Source organism: Mesorhizobium sp. M4A.F.Ca.ET.050.02.1.1 (genome assembly GCF_003997725.1).
Classification (GTDB): Bacteria; Pseudomonadota; Alphaproteobacteria; order Rhizobiales; family Rhizobiaceae; genus Mesorhizobium.
Genome location: NZ_RZSG01000382.1, coordinates 1 through 2,619, shown reverse-complemented (window position 1 = coordinate 2,619; position 2,619 = coordinate 1). Strand labels below are relative to the sequence as shown.

At 62.2% G+C, this 2,619-nt stretch carries 3 protein-coding genes and 1 pseudogene; 2 read left to right on the top strand and 2 right to left on the bottom strand.

Annotated elements, in window-relative coordinates; genetic code table 11:
* Both EOA33_RS22160 and EOA33_RS22155 read left to right on the top strand, forming a co-directional pair.
* On the top strand, window positions 1–688 hold a 688-nt coding region (locus tag EOA33_RS22160; protein ID WP_245482405.1), incomplete at its 5' end, for a pyrroline-5-carboxylate reductase dimerization domain-containing protein.
* 49 nt (window positions 689–737) lie between these two features.
* Entirely contained in the window at window positions 738–1,253 is a 516-nt protein-coding gene (locus EOA33_RS22155) for a hypothetical protein (protein ID WP_190234333.1), read from the top strand.
* A 70-nt stretch (window positions 1,254–1,323) separates the two neighbouring features.
* Here EOA33_RS22155 and EOA33_RS22150 read toward each other — a convergent pair whose 3' ends face one another.
* Window positions 1,324–2,433: a mandelate racemase/muconate lactonizing enzyme family protein gene (locus EOA33_RS22150; protein WP_127406599.1), complete on the bottom strand. Its 1,110-nt coding sequence runs from the start codon at window positions 2,431–2,433 to the stop codon at window positions 1,324–1,326.
* Between the two features lie 100 nt (window positions 2,434–2,533).
* Window positions 2,534–2,619, bottom strand: a pseudogene (locus EOA33_RS40700) (cobalamin-binding protein); the annotation flags it as partial.

Below are 2,619 nucleotides of genomic sequence, written 5' to 3'. Positions count from 1 at the left end.
GCTGTCTTATAGAAGCGGGCAATCCGGCTTTCTGCCAAATGCTACATGGACGAGGGACAATCAGGAACTGGTGGATCGATCCGAGGTTATCATCGTATCGGTCCGCCCCCAGGATTGGCCTGCCATCGACATTTCTGCGCATGGCAAGCTCGCCATGTCGGTCATGGCCGGGATTCCCGTCGACCAATTGGCGTCACGTCTCAAGACCGATCGTATCGTCCGCACGCTTCCGAACGCGGCGGCGGAGGTGCGCAATTCCTATACTCCCTGGATAGGCTCTGAGGGCATCACCCTGGATGATCGCAATCTGGTTCGTCGAATTCTAGCGGCCTGTGGCGCTGCCGATGAAGTCAAAAGCGAAGCAGATATCGACTACCTGACGGGCCTCACAGGATCCGGCCCGGCGTTTCCGGCGCTTTTGGCGGCGGCAATGATGGACGATGCCATCGGCCGAGGAATGAGCCCGGACATGGCCCGCAGGAGCGTCAGCGCGGTCCTGATTGGAACTGGAAAGCTGCTCGAGGCGCGGGGAGAAAATCCCAAAGACATTGTCCAGACCTTCCTCGACTACCGTGGCACCACCGCGGCGGCAATCGAGGCAATGCGCGCATCTGGGTTTGAAGCAGCCGTGGGAGACGGCCTCGCTGCCGCGCTTCAGAAATCCGTGAGTATGGGCCAAGCCTCCTGACCGCCGCACCAGGCGGGTAACGCCGTCAACCGACCGCTGGGGAGATACGATGTCAAAGCTGCCGGCAATGCCTAGCCTGCCAGGCATAGAGAAGGGCAACGTCTTCTCGATCGAATCCGTCATGGCCCGTCATGCGCGCCCAGGCAGGCATGTGCTTCTGCTCGATGAAGGCGGCGGCTGGCGCGGCTGCGGCACGGCCTGGAAACTTGCCGAGGATGGCCACCAGGTGACCATTCTCACGCCCGATCCGCTGGTTGGCAAGGAACTGCAGCGGACGGCCGCCGATTTCCCGCTGCGACGGACACTGCGCCAGCTTGGCGTCAAATGGTTGGTGGATGTCAGCATCCTGGAGTGGCATGGGGACGGCGTGACCATCGTCGACCACAACACCCGTGACGAGAGCTTCGTCCAGGGCGTTTGTCTTGTTCTCGCAACGACCAACGTGGCGACGGATTGGCTGGCGAAGGAGTTGGAGGGTTCGTCCCAGCCGGTGATGAAAGTCGGCGACGGAGTCGCCCCTCGCCAGGCGCCCTATGCGTTCCACGAAGGACGGAAAATTGCCTAGCGGCTATGATCCGCGCGCGCTCCGCTTGCGCTTCATGAACGTTCTCTCTGCAATGCTGCGGCGCGACCCCTCAGCCTCCGAAAGTCGCGACAGGCGTTTTGAGTTGGGATCGCTCAGGCTTGATACCGAGCCCCGGTATCTGGGGGACGCGTATATGCCCGTTTTCGATAACGACGGGGTTTACGGGATCCGTATGCCCTTCGATGTATTCCTGCGCGATCCAGGCCCCCTCAAAGCGTCTCGGCTCGACAGTCGCGGCGAGGTGTACGCATGCCGCGGCGATGATGTCACCACCCCAGGCATCGTCGCAGCTGTGCGGAAGCGATCGTATCGCGCACAGGTCGCGGACCGTGACCATCTTGGTGAGACCGCCAAGGCGGGTGACCTTCAATCCGAATCCGTCCGCGATGCCTGAAGAGACTGCCCGCAGGACGGCATTCAAATCCTCGGTATTCTCATCGAGGTAGACCGGATGGGTCACGCGTCCCTTGAGGCTCGCGACTTCCTCCATCGTGTTGCAGGGTTGTTCGAACACGAACGGTATTGCCTGGCAAAGCCGATCGATGTGCAGCGCCGCAGCGGTGGTGAGGCCACGATTGGCGTCGACGGCCATCCGGGCCTTGAAGCCAACGGCTTCCCATACCTTGTGCACGGTGGCGACGTCTTGTTCGAGATCCCGTCCGCCGATCTTGACCTGAAGCCGCCTGTATCCGGCCTTGACCTTGTCGATGGCGATACGCGCGGTCTCGTCCGGTGCCCCGACGACAGTCGAGTAGTAGGACGGCACACGGTCGGTCAGCGCGCCGCCCAGAAGCGTTGAAACCGGTACGCCCAGCCGCTGGCCGGCGAGGTCCAGGAAAGCTATGTCCAAGGCCGCCTTGGCATAGTTGTGGCCGTTCAGCCGTTCCTCCATTCTTTTCGCGAGGCGGCGCATGGACGTCGTGTCCTCGCCGACGAGCCCATGCGCCATTTCGGCGATTGCCGCTCGCGCACCCAGAGCATGCTGGGGCTGGTAGACAGGGCCGACCGGGCACGTCTCACCCCAGCCTGACAGTCCATCCTCGGTGGTGACTTCAACGAGCGTGCTGTCCAGATCCTGCACGGTGTCGCTGGCCATCCTGTAGGCACCACCTTTGACAGGCAGAAGCACCTGATAGACTTTGATCGACTCGATGCGCATGCGGACCTTAGCCCCCTTCGAGCCAAGCGATTCTGGCCATCTTGCCATCCCGGTGCATGACGGCGCTCCCGGTCACAAGCCTGGATCGCATTTGCCGTGGTCAAGCCCGCACATTGTGCTTGCGCTTCATGAAGTCCTTGGCGGTCTCGACCGCGACCGCCGCGTCGCGGCAGTAGGCGTCGGCGC